Genomic DNA, 18,957 nt, shown 5'->3' with positions numbered 1-18,957 from the left:
TCGCACCCTCGTCATTGCCTCCGGTTTTCGGGCCGCACCTTCCGAAAGACCAATGAAACTCCGGGCGGCGTTCCCCCACGCCGCCCGGACTTTTCGTGAGGCACGCCGTGGCTGCACCGATTTTCTTCGACCCTACCGGAAACCGGCGCGTCCGGGTCCGTCGTCTGTCGTTCCTCGCCCTGCTCTCGGCCATCGCCGCCTGCGCCGTCTTCGCGACGACCGTGGCCAGCGTGCCCGCACCGCCGCCCCTGCCGATCGCCTACGAGCATGCCTCGCCGCTGCCGTTCCGCGCACAGATCGGCCACCTGACGCGGCGCGCCCGCAAGTTCCTGTTCGGCAAGCCCGCCGTTCCCGCCGCCACGCCCGGCGCGAAGCCGATCACCGTCGGCTTCTATACGCCGTGGAGCGACGACAGCGCCACATCGCTGGAACGCCATATCGACCGGCTCGACTGGGTTGCCCCCGCCACGCTTTCAATCGACCAGACCGGCGCGCTCAAGATCGACGACGACGCCCGGCTCGACCACCTGCTGGCCACCGCCCTGCATCGCCCGCTCGTCGTGCCGGTGCTCCAGAATACCATCGACGGCGACTGGCAAGGCGATGCCACGGCCGCGCAGCTTGCCAATCCCGTCGGTCGTCATGCGCTGGAATCGCAGGTTTCCGCCTATCTCGACAAGACCGGCTATGCGGGCGTCATGGTCGATTTTGAGACCATGCCCAGCGGCAGCCTGCCGAACCTGCGCCTGTTCCTGAGCGAATTGCGCGCCCAGCTTGCCCCCAAGCACCGTATCGTTTCGGTCACGATGCCGATCGACAATCCGGACTGGTCGACCCGCGCTTTCGCAAGCGTGGCGGACCGGCTGGTGCTGATGGCCTATGACGAACACTGGCAGGGCGGCACGCCCGGCCCGATCGCCTCGAACCCGTGGTTCGCCCAGAAGCTGTCCCATGCGCTGGCAGGTTTGCCGCAGGGCAAGGCGATCGTCGCGCTCGGCGAGTATGCCTACAACTGGCACGACGGCAAAGCCGACAGCATGACCGTCGAGGAAGCCTGGCTCGACGCCCACGACAGCGGTGCCGCGCCCCAATACGATGCCATGAGCGGCAACACCGGCTATTCCTACGACGATCAGGGCCATCGCCACGACGTCTGGATGCTCGATGCCGCCGCCACCTGGAACCAGATGCAGGTCCTCTCGCGCCTTGGCGTCGGCGACATCGCGCTCTGGCGCCTCGGTTCGGAAGACCCCGGATTCTGGAGCACGGTCAAGGCCTGGAGGACCGGTGCGCGCCCCAACCTCACGCATCTGGTGCAGGCCGCCAATGTCGACGTGGAAGGCCAGGGCGAAATCCTCGACGTGACCGCCACCCCGCAGGACGGCAGCCGCGCAGTCCAGTTCGACAAGACCACCGGCATGATCTCCGCCGAGAGCTACACCCGCCTGCCGACGCCCTATGTCGTCCACCGCACGGGCGCCCTGCCCAAGAAGCTCGCGCTGACCTTCGACGACGGCCCGGACCCGACCTGGACCCCGCGGATCCTCTCGATCCTGGAGCAGTACCACGTTCCGGGCACCTTCTTCATGATCGGCGAAAATGCCCTCACCAATCGCGACCTCGTCAAGCGCATCGCCGACGACGGCGACGAGATCGGCAACCACAGCTACACCCACCCGAACATGGCCGAGGAAGCCGCGACCGGCATCGGGCTGGAACTGAACGCCACCCAGCGCCTGATCGAGGCCACCACCGGCCATTCGATCCGCCTGTTCCGCGCGCCCTATTTCGGAGACGCCGAGCCAACCACCGCCGACGAACTCGTCCCCGCCGCGATCGCCCGCGAGCACGGCTATACCGTGGTAGGCCTTCACGTCGATCCGGACGACTGGAAGCGCCCCGGCGTCCAGCACATCATCGACAGCACCATCGCGCAGGTGGAATCGGCCACGCCCGACCGCTCGGAAAACGTGATCCTGCTCCACGACGGCGGCGGCGACCGTTCGCAGACCGTGGCAGCTCTCCCCGTCATCATCGAGCGGCTGAAGCAGGACGGCTACACGTTCGTCCCCGTCTCCACTCTCGCCGGTCTCTCGCACGACGCAGTGATGCCCAAGGTGGACGGCGTGGACCTCGCCGCCGTGCGCGCCGACGTCGCCCTGTTCGGCGCGCTCGCGGCGATCCTCGTCGGCCTGAACTGGACTTTCTTCTTCGCGATCTCGCTGGGTGTGCTGCGCTCGATCGGTCTCGCCTCGCTCGCCAGCCTGCTGCGCCGCCCGCAGCCGATGGCAGCGCCGGAAGACACCTGCGACCCGCTCGTCACCGTCATCATCCCCGCCTACAACGAAGAGCGCGTGATCGAGGCCTCGGTGCGGCGCGTGCTCGAAAGCGACTACCGCCAGCTCCAGATCATCGTCGCCGACGACGGCTCCAAGGATCGCACCAGCGCCATCATAACCGAAGCCTTCGCCGACAATTCCCGCGTCGAACTGCTGACGCTCGTGAACGGCGGAAAGGCCGCTGCGCTCAACCGCGCGCTCAAGGATGCGCGCGGCAGCGTGATCGTGGCGCTCGATGCCGATACCCATTTCGAGGTCGAGACGATCTCCCGCCTCGTGCGCTGGTTCGCCGATCCCGCCATCGGCGCAGTGGCGGGCAATGCCAAAGTCGGCAACCGCGTGAACCTCGTCACCCGCTGGCAGGGCGTGGAATATGTGACCGCGCAGAACCTCGAACGCCGCGCGCTGACCAAGCTCGACGCGATCATGGTGGTGCCCGGCGCGGTCGGTGCCTGGCGGCGCGAAGCGCTCGACGATGTCGGCGGCTATCCGGAAGACACGCTGGCGGAGGACCAGGACCTCACCATCGCCATCCAGCGCAAGGGCTGGAAGATCGCCTACGACGAAGATGCCGTGGCCTGGACCGAGGCGCCGGAAAGCTTCAAGGCCCTGTCGAAGCAGCGCTTCCGCTGGTCTTTCGGCACGCTCCAGTGCCTGTGGAAGCACCGCGGCACTCTGGTGAAGGGCCGTCCTTCCGGCTTGGCCTTCATCGGCATGCCGCAGGCCTGGCTGTTCCAGATCGTCTTCGCGGTGGTCTCGCCCGCAATCGACCTCGCCCTGCTGATCTCGATCGGCGGCACGGCCCTGCGCATCTCGCAGCACGGCTGGGCGCAGACGCAGACCGACGTGCTGCGCATGGGCGCCTACTGGCTGGCCTTCACTCTGGTGGACCTTGCCTGCGGCTGGATCGCCTACCGCCTCGACACCCGCCGCGAGCGGTTCCGCCCCCTGCTGCTGCTGGCCCAGCGCTTCGTCTATCGCCAGCTCATGTACAGCGTGGTGATCCGCGCGGTGGGCGCCGCCTTCGCGGGCAAGGGCATTGGCTGGGGCAAGCTGGAACGCTCTGGCCGGGTCAGCGCGACACCTGCGGGTCAGCCCGCCGCCGCGCCCGAGCGGGACCTGGAACCGGCCTGAAAATTCAGAGTCCGTTTGAAAATTCGCTGAAGGCGAATTTTGCGGCACCAGCCCACGCCCCCACCCGACCACCCAACGGTAGTATCCTGCGGGTGGTCGGGTGGGGGCGCCTAAGTTCAAATGGGGCCAGTGCCGCTCTGAAAATGCCCTTACGGGCATTTTTCAAACGGACTCTCAGAACCGGGACGACGGGATGGTCAGCCTGATCTCCAGGCCGCCGCCCGTCGCATCCTCCAGCGCGATTGCGCCGCCATGGAGCTTGGCGACCGCCTCGACGAGTGCCAGCCCCAGCCCGGACCCGGCGACCGAGCGGCTGGGGTCGAGCCGCCCGAACCGTTGCAGCGCAGCCTCGCGCTGATCGGCGGCGATACCCGGACCATCGTCCCGCACGCCCAGCACGACCTGCTCGCCCTGCCGCTCGGCAAAGAGCGTGATCGCGCTGCCGCCTCCCGCATATTTGACCGCATTGTCGACCAGATTGCCGAGCGCCTGGCTCATCAGTTCCCGGTGCAGTGATACCGAGAGACCCCAAGGCGCCTCCGCCCGCAGCACGAAACCGGCATCCTCGGCATAAGGCTCGTAGAGAGCCGCCAGATCGCCGAGGAAGTCCTCCAGCAAGGTCTCCTCGAAGCGCTCGCGCCCGATCCCAGCCTCGGCGCGGCCGATCTGGAGCGCCGTCGTGAGGATGCGGGTCAGCGTATCGGCCTCGGTGAGCGCACGCTGCATCGCTGCCTCGGCGGCGGGGTCCGCCACTTCAGAGACGGCCTGCTCCAGCGCCGAGCGCAGCCGCGTGACGGGGGAGCGCAAGTCATGCGCCAGCCCCTCGGCCACGACCCGCAGTTCGCCCACCAGCGTCTCGATCCGCGCCAGCATCGCGTTGATTTCACCGGCGAGTTCATCGAAAGCATCGCCCGAACCGTCGAGCGGCACCCGCGCCTCGAAAGCCCCGCTGCCGACCCGGTGCGCGGTCTGCGCCATGTCGTGGACCCGCTGGCCGACCAGCCGCGAGGTCAGCACCGCCACGAGCGTCGCCAGCGGCAGGGCCAGAAACAGCGCCGCCAGCAAGGCCTGCTCGAAACTGCGCTGAAGCTTGAGATCGCGCCCGATCTCGATTCCCGCCAGCAGGATCGATCCATCGGCAAGGCGGGTTTCCGAAAGCGCCATCGTCTGCGGCTGGGTGCTGTCGCTGCGATAGAGCATCGTCTCGAACAGGCTTCCGGCCTCCGGATCGGGCGGCGGCAGCGCCGAAAGATTGCCCGCGATCGCCCGCCCCTCGCGGTCCGCCAGCAGCAGGACCGGCGCGCGGCGCCCCTCGTTGCCGAGACGGCGTTCGATATTGGCCTTCAGCGCCGCCGTGCCGCCGTCCTGATAGGTATCCAGCAAGTCGTCGCGCAGTTCCACGACCAGCGCATGCTGCTCGTCCCGCACGCTCTGCTGGCCCGCGACCCAGACGAACGTCAGCACGCCCCCGGTCGCGACGAGCTGGAACACGACGACCGGAACGAACAGACGAAACGTCGTCGAACGCAGGAAAGCCCTAGCGCGCCTGCCCATTCCTGTTTTCAAGCGGCGAGGCCAAGCCGGTAGCCCGCGCCGCGCACCGTATGGAGCAGCGGCACCGCACCGTCCTCGTCGAGCTTGCGGCGCAAGCGGCTGACATGGACGTCGATCACATTGGTGCCGGGGTCGAAGTGATAGTCCCACACCGCTTCGAGCAGCATCGTGCGCGTCACCACTTCGTCGATATGGCGCAGGAAATATTCGAGCAGGCGGAACTCGCGCGGCTGGAGGTCGATCGCGCGGCTGCCGCGCCGGACCTTGCGGGCGAGCAGGTCCATTTCCAGATCGCCGCAGACGAGCCGCGTCTCCACAGCCGCCTGTCCGCCGCTGCGCTTCACCAGCAGGCGCACGCGGGCCAGCAGTTCGGCGAAAGCGAAAGGCTTGGTGAGGTAATCGTCCGCGCCGGAAGTCAGCCCGGTCACGCGGTCGTCGGTCGATCCCAGCGCGGAGAGCACGATCACCGGCGTCTCGATCCCCCCGGCCCGCAGGGCGCCGAGCACCGACATGCCGTCCATCTGCGGGATCATGCGGTCCAGCACGATGGCGTCGTAAGTGCCGTCGCTCGCCAGAAACAGCGCATCGCGCCCGTTGCCCGCGCGATCGACGACGAAGCCCTCCTCGCTCATCCCCTTGGCGATGTAGGTGGCCGTGGCGTCGTCATCCTCGACGACCAGCAACTTGTGACCCATCTCTTCGCCCGGCCCCTTCACGTCGTATTACGGAGCCGTCAGCTCCGGCTCCCGGGCGAGATCGATCGTGCGGACCGCGCCCTGGTGCACCACGGTCAGGTGAATAGGCCTTTGTCCACGCGCAGACAACTCCTCTGCCAAAGCCTGAAGCGTCGGCGGCTCGCGCCCGTCGGCGCGCTCGATCCAGTCTCCCACGACAAGCCCCGCCTTCTCGGCATGGCCGCGCGAACGGACGCTGGTGACGACGAGGCCCGGCTGCGGCCCCGGCACGGGATCGGCGGTAAAGTCCAGCACCTGCCGCCAGTCCTCGCCAGGCGGGTTGCCGTGGGGGCGAGGCAGGCTCTGTCCGATCAGGTTGAAATGCCGCTGCGCCCAGAGATCGCCCCAGGTCAGCGCCCCGGTCACCGCCAGCAGCGCACCAAGCATCGGCAGGAGTCCCAGCAGGCGGCTCTTGCGCTCGTTGAGGTCGGTCATCGTCAAGCCGCTTCTCCCCGGAGGGGGGACCGGCTGGCACGGCACGGGTCCGAACAGGCAGGTGGGAAAACGGGCGAAACGAACATGGAACGGCAATATCCTCGGTACCAGCACGAGGCTGGCGGCAAGTTACACCCACGCCTTGCACTATCGCACCGCGCGGCGGCCAAGTCACATTAAGGAAAGTCCATGTTCGCTCCACCCGGCGGCAAGGTGGAACGGCGCAGAGCGGCATCATGACCACAATGCCTTCTCCCAGGCCGCGGCGCCGAACTGCTATCGTGATCGCGGCGATTCTCGTCGTCGCGGCGCTGCTGGTCGGCGTATTCGGCTGGCTCGGCGCGTGGAACGCCAGCCCGTTCGTGGACATGCCCTCGCATGGCAAGGTCGTCGAAGACCGCTACGCCGCCGTGCTGCTGTCCGGCGACATGGGCCTGCGCTCCGGGCTGGGCGGTGAACTTGCGACGCGCCTCGCCGATCACGGCATCGCCACGGTCGGCGTCAATTCGCTCAATTACTTCAAGGTCCGCCGATCGCCCGAGGAAGTCTCGGCGATGCTGGCGGAGGCCATGCGCCGCGCCATGGCGCTGGGTCATACCGATCGCGTGATCGTGCTGGGGCAATCCTTCGGTTCGGACATGGTCCATGTCGGGCTGGAGCATCTGCCCGCCGACATGCGCCGTCATGTCGCGCTGGTGGTGCTGACCGTGCCCACCCGCACCGTGTTCCTGCGCGTCTCGCCGCTCGAATGGCTGGACGAGACCCGGCCCGACGCCCCAGCTCTTCCCAGCGCCAGCAAGCTGAATTGGATTCCGGTCGTCTGCATCCATGGACGCGACGAACCGGAAAGCCTCTGCCCGCTGCTCCATCTGCCCCGCCTGACGCAGATCGTCCTGCCCGGCGACCACTATCTGAACAAGGACGCCGAGCGCCTGTTCGACGCCGTCCGCAGCGCCATTCTCACCCACACACTTGCCGGTCCGGAGACCGCCCGATGAACCCTTTCCGCCGCGCCCGCCTCGGCTTAATTCTGCCAATCCTCCTCGGCGCCCTGACCACCGCCGTTCCCGCGCGAGCCACCAATGCCGCCGATCCCTTCGGCCACTGGCTCAATCCGCGCGGCGACGTGGAAGTGGCGGTCGCCCCCTGCGGTGCCATGCTCTGCGGCACCGTGACCTGGGTCGGCGGCCAGGCCGTGGCGGACGCCGCCGATGCCGGGGTCGGCCATCTCGTCGGCACCCAGCTTCTGCGGGATTACCACCGCGAAGGGGATGGCGGCTGGCAGGGCCAGGTCTTCGTCCCCGACATGGGCGAGACCTTCTTCTCGCGCATCCACCAGCTCGATCCCGGCCATCTCAAGATCAGCGGCTGTATCCTGCACGGGCTGATCTGCAAGTCGCAGACCTGGACGCGGCGCTCATGAACACGGCCGTCCCACAAGCGCTATCGAGACGCCTCGCCAACCTGAAACCGCTGGCCCGCAGGCTGGCGGTTCCGGCGCAACTGGCGGTCGCGGCGCTGGTTCTGGCGCTCGCGGCGCTCTGCCTGCACCGGCTGGCGATGTCGCTGAACATTCACGCGCTGATGCGCACCGCCCGCGCAATCCCCGGCTGGCGCCTCGCCGCCGCACTCGGCCTGACCATGGCGAGCTACCTGCTGCTGACGATCTACGACGTCATGGCGCTGCGCACGATCGAACGGCCGCAACCCTACCGCACCGCCGCGCTCGCCTCGTTCACGAGCTATACGCTCAGCCACAACCTCGGCTTCGGCATCCTGACCGGCGCCGCCGCGCGCCTGCGCATCTACGGCGCCAAAGGCCTCACCACCGGCGAAGTGGCCCGCGTCACCGCCATTGCCGGGATCACTTTCTGGACCGGCGTCTTCGCCTCGGTGGCGCTGGCCCTGTTGGTCCATCATCGCCCGCTGGTCGCGGCGCAGCACGTCCTTCCCCTCGGCGTCCAGCACGCGGCAGGCGCCGTGCTGCTGGCGCTGCTGGGGGCGGGAACGCTGCTGGCCAGGCGCTGGCACCTGCCCGGCCCGCAGGCGATCGCGCGCATGACGCTGGTGGCGCTGGCCGATATCGCGGCGGCCTGCGGAACGCTCTACGTCCTGCTGCCCCATGCCGGGATCGCACTCTATCCGCCGCTGCTGCTCGCCTATGTGCTGGCCATCGTCGTCGCGCTGGTGAGCCACGTTCCCGGCGGACTCGGCGTGTTCGAGGCGACCGTCGTCGCGCTCTGCCCGCAGATCCCGGCCGGAGAACTCGTCGCCGCCCTGCTCGTCTACCGCATCGTCTATTACCTGGTGCCGCTGGCTCTCGCTCTCGTCCTGCTCGTGCGCCACGAACATGCCCGCTGGCGGCGCCCCGCCGTGCTCGCGCTGAAGGCGGGCGAGACCATGATGGTCAGCCTCGCCCCCCGTGCCATCGCCCTGCTCGTCTTCCTCGGCGGCGCGATCCTGCTGCTGTCGGGCGCGACCCCCGCCCTGCCCGAGCGCATGGCCGACATTCGCGGCATCGTGCCGCTGCCTTTCGTCGAAGCCTCGCAGATCGCCGCCAGCCTCGTCGGAACGTTATTGCTGCTGCTCGCCCCGGCACTCTACCGACGCCTCGATGCCGCATTCCTGCTGACCCGCGCGCTGCTGCTGGCAGGCGCCGCCTTCTCGCTGGCCAAAGGCCTCGACTGGGAAGAGGCGCTGACCTTGCTCGCCGTCGCAGGCGTATTGCAGATCGCCCGCAAGGGTTTCTGGCGACGCACCGCGCTGACCGCCGACGTGATGAGCGGGAACTGGGTCCTCGCCATGGTCGCCACGATCGCGCTGGTCACGGTGATCGGCTATTTCGCCCAGACCTTCCCCGCCTATCGCGGCAGTCTCTGGTGGAAATTTGCCTGGTCGGGCGACGCCTCGCGCTACTTGCGCACGAGCTTCGCCGTCGCGGTGGTGATGAGCGCCTCGATCCTGCTCGCCTTCCTGCGCCCCTCGCGCCGCGCCGTGCTGCCCGACGACGGCCCGCTCGACGTCGAGGCGGCGCTCCGCCACGCCACCCGCTCGGAATCGATGCTTGCACTTACCGGCGACAAGCGGTTCCTAGCCGGTCCCGAAGGCCGCTCCATGCTGATGTATCAGGTCCAGGGCCATTCCTGGATCGTCATGGGCGACCCGGTGGGCGATCCCGCCGACTGGCCCGAACTGCTCTGGCTGCTGCGCGAGCGGGCCGACGCCAACCAGGGCCGCGTCCTGCTCTATCAGGTCACGCCCGAAGTCCTGCCCATCGCCATCGACATGGGCCTGCAACTGATGAAGTACGGTGAGGAAGCGCGGGTTGATCTCTCCCGCTTCGGCCTCGAAGGCCCGGCAGCCCGCCCCCTGCGCCACGCCATGCGCCGCGCCGAGCGCGAAGGCGCCGAATTCGCCATCGTCCCCGCCGCCCGCGTGCCCTCGCTCATGGGCGAACTGCGCGCCGTCTCCGACGAATGGCTGCGGGCCAAGGGACAGCGCGAGAAGGCCTTCAGCGTGGGCCGTTTCGACGAGGCCTATATCGCTCGCTGCGATATCGCCGTGGTGCGCTGCGAGGGCCGGATCGTCGCCTTCGCCAATATCTGGAAGACGGCCGGGCGGGAGGAACTCTCGGTGGACCTGATGCGCCACCGCGCCGACGTGCCCTATGGCTGCATGGACTTCCTTTTCACCCGTCTGATGCTCTGGGGACGGCAGGAAGGCTATGCCTGGTTCAACCTCGGCCTCGCGCCGCTCTCCGGTATCGAGGCCCGCCGCCTCGCTCCGACCTGGGCGCGGGCGGCAGGGATGCTGTTCCGCCACGGCGAAGCCTTCTACGGCTTCGAAGGCCTGCGCAATTACAAGGAGAAGTTCGCGCCAGTGTGGGAGCCGCGCTACATCGCCTGCAACGGCGGCATGGCGACGGGCCGCGCCTTGCTCGACCTGCAAGCGCTGATCTCCGACGGCAAGGGCAGCGCCGCGCGGCAGCGCCACCAGGCGCGCAGGCCCTAGCGAAGCAGTCCCCGAAAACCGGCAGGTAGAAGCGAGGCGTGACTGTTCGGGCCGCCCGCCCGGCGCTATCGTCCTGCCGAGACGACCAGAAATCCGGAAAGCCCCCTCCCCGATGACCGTCATTGCCGCCCGCCTCTATCGCCAGGGCCACCCCGCCGAATCGGTTTCGCTCGACAGCTGCCCACCGCTGCTCGATCATGCCGCCGGACAAAGCGAGGACTTCGTCTGGATCGGCCTTCACGAGCCGACCGAGGCGGAACTGCGCGCCGTGCAGAAGACCTACGGTCTCCACCCGCTGGCCGTGGAGGATGCGCTGAAGGCGCACCAGTTGCCCAAAGTCGATATCTACGGCGACCAGCTCTTCGTGGTGGCCCGCACCGCCCATCTCGAAGGCGACGAGATCGTCTACGGCGAAACCTCGGTCTTCGTCGGCAAGCATCATGTGATCTCGGTTCGCCATGGCTCAGCCCGCGCCCATACCGAACTGCGCGCCCAGCTGGAGGCAGCGCCGACCCTGCTGTCCCACGGCGTCGACTACGTGCTCCACGCCATTCTCGACTTCATCGTCGATGGCTACCTGCCGATCGTCGAGACCATCGAGGAGAACGTGCTGGAGATCGAGAAGCGCGCGCTCGATGTCTTCCTGGACCGCGACGACGTGATGCGGCTGTTCGGCCTGCGCCGCGAACTGATCCGCTTCCAGCGCGTGCTCGCGCCCATGGCGGAAGTGAGCAGCAAGCTCGTCCATCTCGACGTGCCCTATCTCGACACGGCGGTGCGGCCCTATTTCAAGGACGTTTACGACCATGTCCGCCGCGTCGAATCCATGGTCGCCAGCCTGCGCGAAGTGCTGACCACGGTGTTCGAGGTCAGCCACCTGCTGGAATCGCAGCGACAGGGCACGATCACCCGGCAACTGGCGGCCTGGGCGGCGATCCTCGCCGTCCCGACCGCCATTGCGGGTATCTATGGCATGAACTTCGAGAACATGCCCGAACTGCACATGCGCTACGGCTATTTCGCCGTGCTGGGCGTGATCGCCGTGCTCTGCTCCACTCTCTACACCTGGTTCCGGCACACCAAGTGGCTCTGACCCTTAGAGCTGCATGCGAACCTGAAGGCCCAGCGCCAGCGCATTGGGCGTCGAGCGGAAGCTGAAGGCGCCGGGGTCGATGATGTACTGGACGTCGGGACGGATCACCAGCCAGCGGTTCGCCTGGAAGCCATAGCTCAGTTCCAGCGCAGTCTCGCCTGCGGGAAGCGAGGCGTAGCTCCCCGGAACCGGCGCGCTGTCGACGTGGAAACGGCGCAGGCGCGGATCGACGACGGCATGGGTGAAGCCGAGGCCGATGGTATCGGCATCGCGCCCCTTGAACGTGCCGATCTTGACCACACCGCCGGCATACCAGCGGCTGATCTGGCCTGAGACCTGCGGATTGGCGGTGAACTGGCCGAACAGCGAAACGCCCCGGCTGCTGCCACCTTCGCGGTAGATCATCTGATCGGCAAGGATATAGAAGCCGCCGCGGCCCCTGACGGTGCCGCCGCCGCCCTGCTTGTTCACCCTCGCGGTGTCGTAGTAGACGCCGACCTTGTAATGGCCGGGCAGTACGCGGCTGCCCGGACGGGTGCCGGGATCGTATTCCACCTCGAACGGCAGCAGCGCGCCGATCGTGCCGCCCGCGAACGGATTCCAGGCATTGTCCTCGTCATTGAGGCGCGGATTCACCTGGTAGACGCCGGTACGCAGCACCACGTCCGGACGCAGCTTGTACCGCACCGCGACACCCCAGCGGGCATTGGGATAGTTGTACCAGCCGCTGTCTCCCGACATCGAGAGCGGATGGGCGCAGAAGGCCGCGTTCACGAAGTTGCAGCCGATCGGCTGACCGCCCAGATCGTTGCCCATGGCAAAGTAGCCGACGCGGAAGTTGAGCTTTCCGCCCATCAGGTTCTGCTCGACGCTGGCCTCGGTCAAGCGCGCGTAATAGCCGCCCGCAGCTTCCTGGATCGGCAGGCGATTGCCCACGAAGTCCGAGGAAATGCCGACGCCGCGCCGGTCGTTGAAGGTCACGTGGACGATCCCGCCCTGCCATCCGGCCAGCTTGTCCATGTCGAAGTCAGCCCCGAGGCGAAGCTGGTGGACATAAGTGGTCCCGCGCCGCTGGCCACCGTCGACGGCGGCGAAGCTCTCCGACACGTAGTCGCCCCGGAACGTCACGCCGGCCTGCTTGAGGTCGCTGCGCAGCCCGCCCCAATTGCCGGTAAGCGTCTCGCGCGCGGCAGGTGCGGCAACGGTCTTTTCCGTGCTGATGACAGAAGCCATGGGTGCAGCCGCAGACTGTTCCCTGGTCTCGGCTCCGGATTCAACTGTAGTCTCTTCGCCGCCATCCTCTTCCGCATAGGCGGTCGTGGCGGCAAGAGGGGCGGCGATCAGCAGACCGCAGCCAGTCATTCGAGCGGTCATTCGGGCAAAGGATCGTGTCATGATGGAAAGCGTCGGGCCTCGGCCCCCTCCTCTCCGCAATCGATTGTGATGCGGGATTTTCTATATAGAATGAAAGGCGCGGGGACGGTGCCCATGCACCGCCCCCGTCAGCCGTCCCTGCGTTTTACGGCAGCTTGTAAGCGATCACGTAGTCCCCGCGATCGGGCGACTGGCGTGCACCGCCCGCGGTGATCACCACATACTGCTTGCCGGTCTTCGGCGACTTGTAGCTCATCGGGCCACCCTGGCTGCCGACCGGCAGACGGGCCTTCCAGACTTCCTTGCCGTTCGCCGAGTTGAAGGCGCGCAAGTAGTAGTCCTGGGTTCCGGCGATGAAGACGAGACCGCCTTGCGTCGCCAGCGTGCCGCCCAGCGTCGGCATGCCGATCGGGATCGGCAGGCCCATCTTGACGCCCATCGGGCCGGTGTCGCGCACGGTGCCGACCGGGACCTGCCACTTGATCTTGCGGGTCTTCATGTCGATCGCCGAAAGCGTGCCGAACGGCGGAGCCTGGCAGGGAATGCCGAGCGCCGAGAGGAAGCGATCCTTCACCACAGAATAGGGCGTGCCCTTCAGCGGAACGCTGCCCATGCCGGTATTGATCGCCTCACCGGCGGCGCCGGACTTGCCCGCCTGTTCCTTGGTCTGCGGGAACATCTGGACCCAGAGGCCGAGACGCATGTCGTTGGCGAAGATCGTGCCGCTGGTCGGGTCGATCGAGAGACCGCCCCAGTTCATGCCGCCCAGCGAACCGGGGAAGCTCAGCGACTTGTCGGTGCCGGGCGCGGTGTAGAGCCCTTCGTAGCGCATGCCCTTGAAGGCGATGCGGCACATGAGCTGGTCGAACGGCGTGGCGCCCCACATGTCGGCCTCGGTCAGCGGACCGACGCCGATCTGCGGCATGCCGACCGACTTGGGCTGCGTGAGCGAATAAGGCTCGCCCGGAATGTCGGCGGCCTTGACCTTGACCTGCGCCACTTCGGTCAGCGGCTTGCCGGTCGCGCGGTCGAGCACATAAAGCTGTCCGGCCTTCGTACCGAAGACGAGCGCGGGAACGGTGGCGCCGTTCTTCGCCGCGAAGTCGAAGAAGGTCGGCTGCATCGGCACGTCGAAGTCCCAGAGGTCGTTATGGACGGTCTGGAAGTGCCACTTTTCCTTGCCGGTCGTGGCATCGAGCGCGAGCATGGATGCACCGTACTTGTGGTCGAGCGAGGTCCGGGGAACGCCGTAGAGGTCCACCGAGGAACTGCCGACCGGCATGAACACGGTGTTCGACGCGGCATCGTAGGACATCGCCGCCCAGACGTTGGGGGTGGAGCGGGTGTAGGTCTGGCCTGCCGGGGGCATGCCGGTGATCGCGGGGTTGCCCGGATCGAAGGCCCAGCGAAGCTTGCCGGTGATCACGTCGAAACCGCGCATGACGCCGCCCGGCATGTCGACCTGGACGTTGTCCGCCACGCGGCCGCCGACGACCACGGTGGTTCCCGCCATCGTCGGCGCCGAGGTCAGCTGGTACTGCGGGTCAGGCGCATTGCCGAGACCGGCCTTGAGGTCGACGCGGCCGCCGTTGCCGAAGTCCGGGCAGAACTTGCCGGTGTCGGCGTCGAGCGCGATCAGCTCGGCATTGATGGTGTTCATCAGAATGCGGCGCTGGCACGGCGCGCCCTCCGGCAGGGTGACCGCAGTGATCGGGGTCGAGCCGGGCATGTGGGGCTGCTGGAGCGGTGCCTTGGCATCGAAATAGGCAAGGCCGCGGCAACGGTTCCAGACCGAAGCGCGCGCGTCGATCCGCGCCTTCCACTTCTCGCGGCCGGTGTCGGCATCAAGCGCGATGACATTGTTGTGCGGCGTGCAGACATAGAGGGTGTCGCCGACCTGGAGCGGGGTGTCCTGGTCCTCGGCGCCGTTGCCGTCGCTGATCGCGACGTCGCCGGTGCGGTAGGTCCAGGCGACCTTGAGCTTGTTCACGTTGTCGCGGGTGATCTGGTCCAGCGCCACGAAACGGCTGCCGCCGCCGGTATTGCCGTAGGCTTCCCAGTTCTTCTGCTCATGGGCAGGGTCGACCGGGATCAGCGCGCCTTCCTGGCCGGAGAACGCCACGGTCGCGTGCGGCACGAACATGCCGGCAAAACCGGCAGCGGAGGCAATCCCGACCACGGCGGCAACGCCGATGGCCGGTTTCCACGCAGGCACACGGCCCGCCGCGCGCAGCAGCAGCGGATAGGACAGCGCAACCACCGTCGCACCGACGCCCATAGCCAGCAGGCGGGAAATCAGCGGCCAGAACGCGAAGCCCACTTCCCACAGCGCCCAGAGCACCGTCAGCAGGAAAATTGCGCCGAACAGCAGTGCGCCCACCGGACGACGGCGGGCGATCAGGAAGCCGGAAACGAGCAGCGCGATCCCGGCCAACACGAAGTAGAGACTGCCTCCGAGGCTGGCGAGCTTGGCACCCGCGATCGTGAAGAAGAGCCCTGCCCCCAGGATCACTACTCCGAGCAGGAGTAGCCATGCTCTGGTCAGCAGACCACTGTCGTTCGTCGTGCCCCGCATGCGACACCTCCTTGCTTGCTTTCGTACGAAACGGATTCAGACCCACGCGACACGGAAACGGCAAAAGGGCGCGACAATGCCCACTTCGGAAATGCGAAGCGGGAAATACGCGCAACCAATGCTTTGCCGGATTAGGTGACCGCACGGATTGGAAGCGTCGCGCATAGCCACTCCACCGCATCTTCGACCAATTTGAATTGCGCAGAGGCAATCGTTTATTGCTTTGTTATTGCCATAATATTCCAAAACATAATGGCATGGAAGACCATCTTTTTGTTATGGAGGTGGCGCGCCCATCAACGGGAGCAACACACCCCTAATTGTCTACCATTTAGGTTGACAAACACCATCTGCCATGCAAGCCGCTGTCTTGCGTCAGGTTCATACGCAAGGAGCTCTATCCGCCCCTTGCATCCCGGCCCGCAAGTGACGAAATTGAGCCACCAGCCGGGTAGATACCGGACGAGGCCCCGACCGAAAAACGATGCGCCCGGCGACGCAGGGCGCGTCTTCCTCGTACCGGGGCAGGATGTGAAGGTAAGCGAATGTCGAATAACCCGCGCGCCGAACGGTCGTGGCTTCCCGGTTTTGGAATTCGGGCCGGTTTCGGAACCCAGGTCATGCTCGGCATGGTCTTCGGCCTCGCTGCCGGGCTAATCGTTCGGCAGATCGGACCGGACAGCGCCCTGGCCAGCGGCGCAACGGAAACCTTCCACACGATCGCGCAAATCTTCGTCCAGCTTCTGCGCACGCTGGTGCCGCCGCTGGTCTTCACCGCGATCATCGCCTCGGTGGCGGCGCTGCGCGGGCTGGACAATGCAGTGAAGCTGGTGGGCCAGACCCTGCTCTGGTTCGCCATCACCGCGCTGATCGCGGTGCTGATCGGCATCGCTCTCGGCCTGACCATCCAGCCCGGCCTCCATGCCAGCGTCGATGCCGGCGCCGCGCAAGTACCCCAGGCGGTGGGCGGCTGGCTGGACTTCCTCAAGGGGCTGGTTCCCGCCAACTACCTGGGAATCACGGCATCGACCACGCTGGAGGCCGATGGCCCGGCGACTTCGGTTTCGTTCAATGTCCTCCAGATCATCATCGCCGCCGTCGCGGTCGGCGCCGCTGCGGTAAAGGTCGGTGCGAAGGCCGAAGCCTTCCTGACCTTCATGACTTCGGCCAATCTCGTGCTGCGCCAGCTGCTGCGCTGGCTGATCGCGCTGACCCCGCTTGGTTCGGCGGCGCTGATCGCCAATGCCGTGGTCAGCTACGGCTGGGACGCTCTTTCCGCGCTCGGCGGCTTTGCGGGCGCGGTCTATATCGGCCTGGCGATCGTCATGCTGGGCGTATACCCGACCCTCCTGCTGCTCCACCGGATCAACCCGCTGCGCTTCTTCTCGGTTGCCTGGCCGGCGATCCAGATCGGCTTCCTCTCGCGCTCCTCGGTCGGCACGATGCCCGTCACCGAGGAAGTGACCGAGCGCCTCGGCGTCCCGCGCTCTTATGCCGCCTTCGCGGTGCCGCTCGGTTCGACCACCAAGATGGACGGCTGCGCGGCGATCTATCCGGCGATCTCGGCGATTTTCGTCGCCCAGTTCTACGGCGTGCCGCTCCAACTCTCCGACTATGCGCTGATCGTCTTCGTCTCGGTGATCGGCTCTGCCGCGACGGCGGGCCTGACCGGCGCGGTGGTGATGCTGACGCTCACCCTCTCCACCCTGCGCCTGCCGCTGGAAGGCGTCGGCCTGCTGCTCGCGATCGACCCGATCCTCGACATGGGCCGTACCGCCGTGAACGTCGCCGGGCAGGCCCTGGTGCCGACGATCGTGTCCGAGCGCCTCGGCATTCGCGGGCCGATGCAGATCGAAGCGGCGAACGAAGCGGTTCCCGCCGCACACTAACCCGGCGGGAACTTGTAAAAATGGGGCGATGGCTTTTGGCCACCGCCCCATTTTTTTTATTCAGCGCGCGTCCTCGGCATAGAAGCGCTGCATGTCGAGGCGCATCTGGTGCAGCGCCTCGGGGTTGAGATAAACCATGTGTCCCGCGGGATAGTAGCGGAACTGCAGGTTCTGCCGCAGGCCCGGCTCCAGCATCATGTGCTTGAGATCGCGCTCGGTCGAGAAGAACGGCGTCGCCATGTCGTAATAGCCGTTGAGCGACAGCACGCGCAGATGCGGATTGGTTCGCATCGCCGCGCCGAGGTCGGCCGTGACGTCGGCCACGTTCTGCGAGCGTCCCGCTGGCGGACGGTGGCTCCAGTCCCAGTCGAAATCGCCGCCCTCGCGCGCGCTCAGGCGGTAATCGAGATCGGTCTTGTACCCGAGCTGGGTGGTGAGCTGATCGAGGAAGCTGCCGACATAGAGCCCGCTGATCGCGGTGTCGGAAGGATCGTACTCGGGGCTTTCACCTGCCGCATCGGCATCGACGCCCTTGTAGCGACCGTCGAACCGGCCGACCGTCTCGCGTCCGCCGCGCAGCAGCTCCTTGCGGAAGCGGCCGAGATCAATGCGAAGGTTCGCCTGCTTGACGTAGTCCACCGAAAGCCCGGTGAAACGGCTGAGCTTCTGCGCCACGGCGTCTTCTTCGGCAGGCGTGATGTCCTGCCCCTTGGCGAGCGCGGCGGCATATTCGCCGTTGGCGAACTGACGGGCCTGCTCGACGAATTCGTCGACAGTGGCCGGGCGATCGGCGACGCGGCCATGATACCAGGCGACGGCGGCGTAAGTCGGCAGGTAGCCGATATGGATCGTGTCGAAACCGGACTGGCGAATGCCGTAGTTCATGATCGACGACAGCAGCACCACGCCGTTCAGCGCCATGCCGCGGTCTTCAAGCTGATAAGCCAGGGCGCCCGAGCGGGTGGTGCCGTAGCTTTCGCCGAAAATGTACTTGGGATCGCCCCAGCGCGCATTCTTGGTGACATAGCGCATGATCGCCTTGGCGAAAGCGTCCACGTCCTGATCGACGCCGTAGAAATCCGCGCCCTTGGCATCGCCCAGCGGACGGGAATAACCCGCGCCCACCGCGTCGAGGAACACCATGTCGGTGCTGCCGATCAGGCTGTCCGGGTTGGGGCCGACATCGTAGGGTGCCGGGCGCACCGCCTCGGGATTGCCGGTGCGGACGTGGTCGGGCGCGAAGCTGCCCATGCGCAGCCAGAGGCTCGCCGAGCCGGGGCCGCCATTGTAGAAGAACGTCACCGGACGGTGCTTACCGGGCGCAGTATAGGCGGTGTAGAACATGCTGGCGGTCGGCTTGCCCTGCGCATCGCGGATGGTCAGGGTTCCGGCGGTGGCGGTGTAGGCGATGGACTTGCCGTCCACTTTCGCCGTGCCCTTGCTGGTCTTCGTCACTTCCTCGACCGGCGCGCTGGCCCAGTTCGCGGCAACCGCCTCGGCCGTCTTTTCGGCATGCTGCTTGCCGGCGTCGGCGGCGTCACCCTTCTGGGCGAAGGCAGGCTGGGACAGGACGAGCAGGGAAGCAAAGGCAAGGGAGGCAGGAAGCCGCATTGAATTTCCTCTGGTTTTGAAGCGAACCGGAGGGTTTCTTATAGGATTATGACGGCGCCACAAGCCGCCCGGTTGCCTGTGCATGGAACCGCCTGCGACTTCACGGTTTGTCCTTCTGCGAGAGGAAGAAAGGACAATATCATGCGCTCGGGTCTACTCTGGCTGATCGGCGTTCCCATCCCCATCATCCTGCTGCTGGCGTACTGCA

General features: G+C 66.7%; 12 protein-coding genes. 6 read left to right on the top strand and 6 right to left on the bottom strand.

The annotated features are described in order from the left end of the window. The first annotated feature begins 107 nt into the window (after window positions 1-107). Entirely contained in the window at window positions 108-3,473 is a 3,366-nt protein-coding gene (locus tag ACZ1II_RS03570) for a glycosyltransferase (protein ID WP_465144426.1), read from the top strand. 174 nt (window positions 3,474-3,647) lie between these two features. Here ACZ1II_RS03570 and ACZ1II_RS03565 read toward each other — a convergent pair whose 3' ends face one another. From ACZ1II_RS03565 to ACZ1II_RS03555, 3 genes are read right to left on the bottom strand one after another with little or no spacing between them, the layout of a single operon-like run. Next, window positions 3,648-5,027, bottom strand: a complete 1,380-nt coding sequence (locus ACZ1II_RS03565; RefSeq protein WP_465144425.1) for a sensor histidine kinase — start codon at window positions 5,025-5,027, stop codon at window positions 3,648-3,650. An 8-nt stretch (window positions 5,028-5,035) separates the two neighbouring features. After that, complete coding sequence (locus ACZ1II_RS03560) at window positions 5,036-5,722, bottom strand: winged helix-turn-helix domain-containing protein (protein WP_465144424.1); 687 nt, start codon at window positions 5,720-5,722, stop codon at window positions 5,036-5,038. A 27-nt stretch (window positions 5,723-5,749) separates the two neighbouring features. Further along, window positions 5,750-6,196 (bottom strand): PDZ domain-containing protein, encoded by a 447-nt coding sequence (locus ACZ1II_RS03555; RefSeq protein WP_465144521.1) that lies wholly within the window; start codon window positions 6,194-6,196, stop codon window positions 5,750-5,752. 281 nt (window positions 6,197-6,477) lie between these two features. On the opposite strand from ACZ1II_RS03555, the gene ACZ1II_RS03550 reads away from it, so the two are divergent. The 4 genes from ACZ1II_RS03550 to corA all read left to right on the top strand — a co-directional run bounded on the left by ACZ1II_RS03550 (window position 6,478) and on the right by corA (window position 11,300). Further along, the gene (locus tag ACZ1II_RS03550; protein ID WP_465144423.1) at window positions 6,478-7,194 is read left to right on the top strand and encodes an AcvB/VirJ family lysyl-phosphatidylglycerol hydrolase; all 717 of its coding nucleotides are present in this window, start codon (window positions 6,478-6,480) and stop codon (window positions 7,192-7,194) included. Then, a complete protein-coding gene (locus ACZ1II_RS03545; RefSeq protein ID WP_465144422.1) occupies window positions 7,191-7,619 on the top strand; it encodes a DUF2147 domain-containing protein in 429 nt (142 codons plus the stop codon). Before ACZ1II_RS03550 ends, ACZ1II_RS03545 begins: the two co-directional genes overlap by 4 nt. Then, window positions 7,616-10,207 (top strand): bifunctional lysylphosphatidylglycerol flippase/synthetase MprF, encoded by a 2,592-nt coding sequence (gene mprF, locus ACZ1II_RS03540; RefSeq protein ID WP_465144421.1) that lies wholly within the window; start codon window positions 7,616-7,618, stop codon window positions 10,205-10,207. The genes ACZ1II_RS03545 and mprF overlap by 4 nt, the downstream gene beginning before the upstream one ends. Before the next feature lie 112 nt (window positions 10,208-10,319). Then, a complete protein-coding gene (gene corA / locus ACZ1II_RS03535) occupies window positions 10,320-11,300 on the top strand; it encodes a magnesium/cobalt transporter CorA (RefSeq protein ID WP_465144420.1) in 981 nt (326 codons plus the stop codon). A gap of 3 nt (window positions 11,301-11,303) precedes the next feature. On the opposite strand, the gene ACZ1II_RS03530 is transcribed toward corA, so the two are convergent. Next, window positions 11,304-12,662 carry a carbohydrate porin gene (locus tag ACZ1II_RS03530; RefSeq protein WP_465144419.1) on the bottom strand — a complete coding sequence of 453 codons (1,359 nt, stop codon included), beginning with the start codon at window positions 12,660-12,662 and terminating at the stop codon, window positions 11,304-11,306. Window positions 12,663-12,819: 157 nt separating this feature from the next. Next, window positions 12,820-15,249, bottom strand: coding sequence for a glucose/quinate/shikimate family membrane-bound PQQ-dependent dehydrogenase (locus ACZ1II_RS03525; protein ID WP_465144418.1), 2,430 nt, complete (start codon window positions 15,247-15,249; stop codon window positions 12,820-12,822). 545 nt (window positions 15,250-15,794) lie between these two features. Here ACZ1II_RS03525 and ACZ1II_RS03520 point away from each other — a divergent pair. Beyond that, window positions 15,795-17,138 (top strand): dicarboxylate/amino acid:cation symporter, encoded by a 1,344-nt coding sequence (locus ACZ1II_RS03520; RefSeq protein WP_465144417.1) that lies wholly within the window; start codon window positions 15,795-15,797, stop codon window positions 17,136-17,138. Window positions 17,139-17,198: 60 nt separating this feature from the next. Here ACZ1II_RS03520 and ACZ1II_RS03515 read toward each other — a convergent pair whose 3' ends face one another. Then, window positions 17,199-18,749 (bottom strand): S10 family peptidase, encoded by a 1,551-nt coding sequence (locus ACZ1II_RS03515; RefSeq protein ID WP_465144416.1) that lies wholly within the window; start codon window positions 18,747-18,749, stop codon window positions 17,199-17,201. Window positions 18,750-18,957 lie beyond the last annotated feature (208 nt).

The sequence above is a fragment of the Novosphingobium sp. BL-S-20 genome, assembly GCF_055521635.1.
This window is presented reverse-complemented; position numbering and strand designations above follow the sequence as displayed.

Bases quoted from the DNA above. Each gene is read 5' to 3' on its own strand.
- ACZ1II_RS03565 (WP_465144425.1), bottom strand. From the start codon at position 5,027: ATGGGCAGGCGCGCTAGGGCTTTCCTGCGTTCGACGACGTTTCGTCTG.
- ACZ1II_RS03560 (WP_465144424.1), bottom strand. From the start codon at position 5,722: ATGGGTCACAAGTTGCTGGTCGTCGAGGATGACGACGCCACGGCCACC.
- ACZ1II_RS03555 (WP_465144521.1), bottom strand. From the start codon at position 6,196: ATGACCGACCTCAACGAGCGCAAGAGCCGCCTGCTGGGACTCCTGCCG.
- ACZ1II_RS03545 (WP_465144422.1), top strand. From the start codon at position 7,191: ATGAACCCTTTCCGCCGCGCCCGCCTCGGCTTAATTCTGCCAATCCTC.
- mprF (WP_465144421.1), top strand. From the start codon at position 7,616: ATGAACACGGCCGTCCCACAAGCGCTATCGAGACGCCTCGCCAACCTG.
- corA (WP_465144420.1), top strand. From the start codon at position 10,320: ATGACCGTCATTGCCGCCCGCCTCTATCGCCAGGGCCACCCCGCCGAA.
- ACZ1II_RS03530 (WP_465144419.1), bottom strand. From the start codon at position 12,662: ATGACTGGCTGCGGTCTGCTGATCGCCGCCCCTCTTGCCGCCACGACC.
- ACZ1II_RS03525 (WP_465144418.1), bottom strand. From the start codon at position 15,249: ATGCGGGGCACGACGAACGACAGTGGTCTGCTGACCAGAGCATGGCTA.
- ACZ1II_RS03520 (WP_465144417.1), top strand. From the start codon at position 15,795: ATGTCGAATAACCCGCGCGCCGAACGGTCGTGGCTTCCCGGTTTTGGA.
- ACZ1II_RS03515 (WP_465144416.1), bottom strand. From the start codon at position 18,749: ATGCGGCTTCCTGCCTCCCTTGCCTTTGCTTCCCTGCTCGTCCTGTCC.